At 66.4% G+C, this 5,996-nt stretch carries 7 protein-coding genes and 1 pseudogene; 2 read left to right on the top strand and 6 right to left on the bottom strand.

Annotation, left to right across the window (positions count from 1 at the left end; genetic code table 11):
* Window positions 1-615 (bottom strand): PQQ-dependent sugar dehydrogenase (locus JNK99_RS04290; RefSeq protein ID WP_291849111.1); only part of this gene is annotated, 615 nt, incomplete at its 3' end.
* 180 nt (window positions 616-795) lie between these two features.
* Here JNK99_RS04290 and JNK99_RS04285 point away from each other — a divergent pair.
* The gene (locus JNK99_RS04285) at window positions 796-1,308 is read left to right on the top strand and encodes a protein phosphatase (RefSeq protein ID WP_291849113.1); all 513 of its coding nucleotides are present in this window, start codon (window positions 796-798) and stop codon (window positions 1,306-1,308) included.
* Between the two features lie 67 nt (window positions 1,309-1,375).
* Here JNK99_RS04285 and JNK99_RS04280 read toward each other — a convergent pair whose 3' ends face one another.
* The 5 genes from JNK99_RS04280 to JNK99_RS04260 all read right to left on the bottom strand — a co-directional run bounded on the left by JNK99_RS04280 (window position 1,376) and on the right by JNK99_RS04260 (window position 5,259).
* A complete protein-coding gene (locus JNK99_RS04280; RefSeq protein WP_291849109.1) occupies window positions 1,376-1,819 on the bottom strand; it encodes a hemerythrin family protein in 444 nt (147 codons plus the stop codon).
* Window positions 1,820-1,981: 162 nt separating this feature from the next.
* Complete coding sequence (locus JNK99_RS04275) at window positions 1,982-3,109, bottom strand: SLC13 family permease (RefSeq protein WP_291849106.1); 1,128 nt, start codon at window positions 3,107-3,109, stop codon at window positions 1,982-1,984.
* Window positions 3,110-3,230: 121 nt separating this feature from the next.
* Window positions 3,231-3,755, bottom strand: a complete 525-nt coding sequence (locus JNK99_RS04270; protein ID WP_291849104.1) for an SRPBCC family protein — start codon at window positions 3,753-3,755, stop codon at window positions 3,231-3,233.
* Window positions 3,752-4,606 (bottom strand): cupin domain-containing protein, encoded by an 855-nt coding sequence (locus tag JNK99_RS04265; protein WP_291849101.1) that lies wholly within the window; start codon window positions 4,604-4,606, stop codon window positions 3,752-3,754. Before JNK99_RS04265 ends, JNK99_RS04270 begins: the two co-directional genes overlap by 4 nt.
* The gene (locus JNK99_RS04260) at window positions 4,603-5,259 is read right to left on the bottom strand and encodes a sigma-70 family RNA polymerase sigma factor (RefSeq protein ID WP_291849098.1); all 657 of its coding nucleotides are present in this window, start codon (window positions 5,257-5,259) and stop codon (window positions 4,603-4,605) included. The genes JNK99_RS04265 and JNK99_RS04260 overlap by 4 nt, the downstream gene beginning before the upstream one ends.
* 566 nt (window positions 5,260-5,825) lie before the next feature.
* Here JNK99_RS04260 and aspA point away from each other — a divergent pair.
* Window positions 5,826-5,996, top strand: a pseudogene (gene aspA, locus JNK99_RS04255) (aspartate ammonia-lyase); the annotation flags it as partial.

The following is a 5,996-nucleotide window of genomic DNA, read 5'->3' as shown; positions in this document are numbered from 1 at the left end:
GTGCAGGCGGATGATCGACCCGGCATGGTCGTCGAACCGTTGCGCGCGCTGTTGATCGCCGCGGTCGCCCAGCGTGATGAACAGCAAGCCCTGGCGATCGAAGACCAGGCGCGACCCGAAGTGTTGCCCGCCGCTCGATTTCGGGTGCATGCGAAACAGCACCTGCACCTCGCTCAATGTCCTGCCCTTGAGTCTTGCCCGCAATACCTCGGTGCCGTAACCGCCCGTACCCTCGGCAACGTAGGAGAGATAAATCCAGCCGGTCTCGGCGAACCGGGGGTGGAGGGCGATATCGAGCAGCCCGCCCTGGCCGACTGCGGCGACCGGCGGCAGTCCGCGCACGGGTTCCGGATCGAGGCGACCGTCGGCGTCGATCAGCCGCAGGCGTCCCGGGCGTTCGCTCACCAGCATGCGGCGATCGGGCAGGAACGCCAGGCTCCAGGGATGTTCGAGTCCTGCGCTGACGATGCTCAGCCGAAAGCGCTGCACTTCGCTGTCGAACACCTGGGCCAGGACAGGTGGCGGCCAGACGGTGCCGAGCAGCACGATGGCGGCCAGCCGGCGCAATGCGCCGGCGAGGGGGATGGTCAGGCGCGGCATCGAAGCTTGCGGCATGGCGACTCCTCGCGCGGGGCAGGTAAAACGGCTACGGCCCGGAGCTTGCCGCCGGTCGCAGCGGGCGATGATCAGTGGTGTTCAAGTCCGGTAGAATGCAGCACGGGCGGGAAGGTCGCCGCCCGTGGCGCTCGTCCTGCCGGCCGAGTTCATCGACCCTCAATGCTAGCCAAGGCCATGATTACCCATCCCTCCGATTTGCTGCCGCTGAACCAGGACCGCGCGGGCCTGATCCTCACCCCCTGCCCGGGAACGAAAGGAGTCGACGCGGCGACTTCGCTCGACCAGTTGCAATCCGCCGGCGCCGCTGCCGTGGTCACCCTGATGCCGGCCAGCGAGATGGCGAGCAATGGCGTGTCCGATCTCGCCCGGCTCTGCGCGCAGCGTGGCCTGCGGTGGTTCCACCTGCCGATCGAGGACGAGCACGCGCCGGCCGACGATTTCACGCTGGCCTGGCAGGCGCAGCGGCTGGCCCTGCACGGCCTGCTCGACGCCGGGCAGAAGGTCGCCATCCATTGCAAGGGGGGGTCCGGGCGCACGGGGCTGATGGCGGCGCAGATCATGCTCGAACGCGGCTGGTCGAAGGACGACGCGGTGGCCGCGGTCAAAGCGTTGCGGCCGAACGCGCTGAGTCTGGCGGTGCATCGGGATCATCTGGCGCGACTGTCCGTCCAGCAAACTCCGGGCGAATGACTTTTTGCCCGGCCCGCCGTGCCGGGTGGTGTCGGTCGGCGCCTCACCCGGCGGCAACCGGTCAGGCTCAGGCGCGCAGTTCGAGGTTGCGCCAGAAGCCGCCGGATTGTCCGAAATCGGTCGTTTGCAGGGCGGCGATGAAAAGTCGATCGTCTTCACTGATGTGACGCTCGAACCAGTACTCGCAGTAACGCAGGAAGGAATGTGCGTCGCGGGCGCCGCGGACCATTTCGCCGAGCGCCCTGTCCAGCAACCGCAGCGTATCCTCGTGAATCCGCGCATGATCAACGAAATCCAGACCGGCCTCTTCGGCAATCCGTTCTTCCGTCGCAAAATGCATGGCGAAATACCCGAGCAGTGCTTCGAACTCGTCGAACGGGACATGACTGCTCTCGAAACAGACTGTCTTGAGTGCTTCGATACGGCAGAAAATCTCCTCGTGCTGGGCGTCGATTTCCGGTAAATCGACCAACAACTGCTCCGGCAGCAGGCCGGGAAAGCAAGCATCCATGACAAGTCTCCTCACGAAATTTTCACGTTTCTATTCTTATCCTGGCAGTATAGGAATAGGCGCACGAAAACTCCAGCGAAATCAGAGTTAAGTCAGCGAAATAAGGACGGCAAGCGGGCGCTGGCGTGCCCAGGTTGTCCGAGCCACCGGTGCGGCGGAATGCTAGGGCCAGAACAGCCAGCAATGGGCGAGCGTCGCGATGGCGCCGAGAAAAGGCAGCGACCAGGCGTGGAAGCTCCACCAGGCTTGTCGCTGACCGAGCAGACGCAGGGCGATGAGGTTGGCGAGCGAGCCGATCAGCAAGCCGAACCCGCCGACGTTGACCGCCCAGGCAATGATTCGCCAGTCCCCGCTATGCTCGGCAAGCAGAATGGCCCCCGGCACGTTGCTGATCACTTGCGAGGTCAACACGCCGGCCAGATAGAGACGCTGCGGATCGTGCAGTCCCACCGAGGCGACCAGGGCCTGCACCCGCGGTAACTCGGTGAACAGGCGCAGGTCGATGAACATCAGGATGAATACGACGATCAGTGCCCAGTCGACCTGTCGCCAGATGTGCCGGAAGGCGGCAGCGAAAATCGCGCCGACGACGGCCAGGCCGAGCCACGGCCGGCGCAGTTCGAGCAGCAGCAGGAAGACCGGATAGAGCAGCAGGCTGGTCCACAACAGGGCACGGCTCAAGGGCGGCGGTGTGATGTCTTCATGCGTCTCGATCGGCCGCGCCGAAAAGGCGAGCAGCGTCAGCAGGAGCAGCGTGCCGAGCAGAATCGCCGCCAGCGGCGCCATCTCGCCGACGAAGGCCGCGAAGGTGGCGCCCGAACGATGCCAGAGGAACAGGTTCTGCGGGTTGCCCATCGGGGTGAGCACCGAACCGGCATTGACCGCGAGTGCTTCGAAAATCACCAGGCGGGCGGTCGGCAGGGCAGCCATGCCATGCAATCCAAGGGTCAGCGGGACGACGATGAAGAGGGCGATGTCGTTGGTCAGCACGCTCGCCATTGCCGCCGCCGTGCCGACCAGCAGCAGGGCGAGGTGTCGTTCGCTGTGCATGCGGGTGATCACATGATAAGCCAGGTGTTGCAGGAAGCCGCTCTCCTCGAGGGCAGTGGTCAGCAGCAGCAGGCCGGTGAGGGCGGCGATCGTCGACCAGTCGACGCGCAGCGGGTAGGTTGCGACGGCGGCGGGTTCGAGCAGGCTGAAGCCGACACAGAGCAGCAGCAGGATCAGCAGCAGGAGGTCGCGTTGCAGGCGGGCGGCGATCGCGCCAGGGATGAGCAGCAGGCGTCGCATTCTTTGCTTCCGGAGTGGGAGGCGGATTGTACGGGATACGGGACTTGCGCCGAAGCCTCTCTCCTCGCTGCCGGCCGGCGGCCGGAAAAAAGCGCCGGACGGCGGGCGGCAGGCGGGTAATTCAGGTGGCTTCGAGTCCGTCGGCGAGGCGACTGATCGTCCACCACTCCTCGACCTGCGACAGCCGGCAGCCAAGCCGGCCGGCCATTCCCCGGGCACCGCCGGCCATCACCACGAAGTGCCGCCAGACGAACATGCGCTGCAGCAAGGGCGCCAGCCGGCGCAGCCACGGTTTGCTCAGTTCGACATCCCAGCGATAGGTGAGGCGGAGGGCGCCGGGGGCATCATCCTCGATGATCCACAGCCCGCTGCCGTGCAGGTCGCCGTTCGCCGTCGCCTCCAGTTCGCGGCCGTGCACCGTGCGCGTCGTGGTCATCGCGAAGCGCAGGTGATAGCCCAGTCCGCTGCGCCAGACGAAGGCATGGCGTGCGCCGATGCCTTCGGCGTCGCCGCCGGCCAGCCGGCTGACGCTGTGCAGGTGGGGCCACCAGCCGGGCCATTCGGTCGGGTTGGTCAACAGTTCCCAGAGGGAATCGCGGGCCGTTTCCAGACGCCAGCGGCTGATCATCACCAGACGGGGGCTCACCGGACTGGCAGCGGCAGGACCTGGCGACCGTGCACGAAGGCCAGCGCGCCATGTTCGCTGAACAGCGCACCGTGCTCGCTGTCTGCCGGCGCCAGGTGAAACTCGCCGGCCCGTACCAGCAGATCGCCGAAATAGGCGTCACCGCTCAGCATCATGCATTCCTCATCGCCATCGTGCAGGTGCGCCGGCAGGAAGGAGCCCGCCGCCAGGCGGAAGAAGCGCGAGATGAGGTCGCCGTCACGCCAGAGGATCTTCTGCTCGACACCCTCGGCGATCGCTGCCCAGCCGTCTTCACTGGCGAAGACGGTATGGCTCGGTGGGCCCTCGCCGGGTAGCAGGCCACCGAGCAGTTCGCCGAGCGCCCGGCTCGTCTGCCCCAGCCCGCTGCCGCGCAGATAGGCCAGCCCGCCCTCGCGTGAGCCGATGCGCGCATGACGACTACCGGGCGGCGAGACATGGTAATCGCCCGGTGCCAGGTTCAGTTCGCCGAGTTGCAGGCCGCCGCGCAGCACGATTCCCTCCTCGAGGTGCTGGTGGCGGTGCACCGGCAGTGTCGCTCCGGGGGCCAGTTCGATCAGAACCGACGCGCCTCGTGCACCGTTGTGCAGGAGCTTGGCGCGGACGCCGGCCTTGACCGTGCGCCAGCTCCCGTCGCCGGTGCGCACGGTGATCAGCCCGCTGTGCCGGCGCGCGCTGGCGCCAACCCTGCGCAACAGGCGGCCGCGCAGTTCGGCGGCCTGGGCCGCGGCTGGTTCGATCGGTGCCAGTCCTTCGCAGATCAGATGATGCAGGGCTTTGTCCTGGTCGCGGTCGGCGTCAGGATGGCTGGAATCCTTGGACTCGGTGTTCATGGGGTCACCATCGGGGAGCGGGGATCATCGGCGCCGAGCAGTTCGCGCAGGCGCAGCAGGGCGCGGCGGATGTGGGACTTGACGGTTCCCAGCGGCAGGCTCATCTGGCATGCGATCTCCTCGTGCGACAGGCCGCGGAAGAAGGCCAGCGCGAGCAGTTGCCGGGGCAACGCGTCGAGCGTGCGCAACGCGACGTGCAGTCGGTGCTGCTGTTGTATCGCCAGCAGCAGATCTTGCGGATCGCTTTCCGCCGGCAGGCTGGCCAGACGCTCTTCGTCGAGCGCTTCGCTCGGCTCGCAGCGGCGCAAGGCGTCGAGTGCCCGGCTGCGGGCAATGGTCAGCACCCAGGTCAGCACACTGCCACGTTCGGGGTCGAAGCGTGGAGCCTGCCGCCAGACCTGCCAGAAGGCGTCTTCGGCCACCTCTTCGGCGGTCTGCACCTGTCGCGTGATGCGCAGTGCGAGGCCATAGACCCGGCCGGCCAGCAGGTCGTAGAGGCCGGCCAGTGCCTGCTCGTCCTGCCGGACGATGCGGCTGACCAGAGCCTGCAATCTGGCCTCGTCGGCGAGCAGTCGCCGCGCGCGTTCTGCCGCTGCGTCCGTGTGAGCGTCGGCGCTCGCTGTGGCGGAAGAGAAATGGTCGGTCTGTTTCATCCGGTGATCTGTGGTGTTCGGTCCCTGGCCGGCATTCTGCCCGATCGGCTCGGCGCAGCCAAACGCCGCGACAGTGGCCTCGGCTGACAGTGGTGCAGCCTGCCGGTCGGTGCGATGTTTCAGGTCGACCGACAAAGCGGCTCTGAAAACTCCCCTGGCTGCTGGTTCGGGGGCGCGCGGCGACATCTCAGGCCCTTCCCGGAATGAAGGGACGCGGAGCACGCGGTTTGATTCCAGCCCGCGCTCGCACGTCCAGGCCGACGCCGGCATGCAGTGCGGCGCCGTTCGGCAAGGGGGGCTGCTGGCAGGGGGTCGTGAGTGACATGTTGTTTCCTTCCGGCTCGCGGGTACGCCTGCTGGGCCACCCTCGCCGGTACATACGCAGGAGCACAGGCGCTGGATGCAATGGTCGCGCCGGGCGATGGCTCTTCCGCTGACGGACTGGAAGATCGCCGGACGACAATCCGGGCGGCGAACCGGAGCGTAGTCGACTAGAATGACTCGTCAGGGTAGGGCAGACTTTCTCAGAGGAATCCACTGTTTTTCAACCAAGGAAGGAAATCGCCATGGCAAGAATCGAAAAAGATTTTCTGGGCGAGAAGGAGTTGCCGGACAACGCCTATTACGGTGTGCAGACGCTGCGCGGCAAGGAGAATTTCCATATCACCGGCATCCCGATGGCGGCGGAGCCGTACTTCGTCAAGGCTTTCGGTTATGTCAAGAAGGCGGCGGCGCTG

This window comes from Accumulibacter sp. (genome assembly GCF_016789985.1).
Lineage (GTDB): Bacteria > Pseudomonadota > Gammaproteobacteria > Burkholderiales > Rhodocyclaceae > Accumulibacter.
Note: the sequence above shows the minus strand (reverse complement) of the source record. Positions and strands in the feature narration are given on the sequence as shown.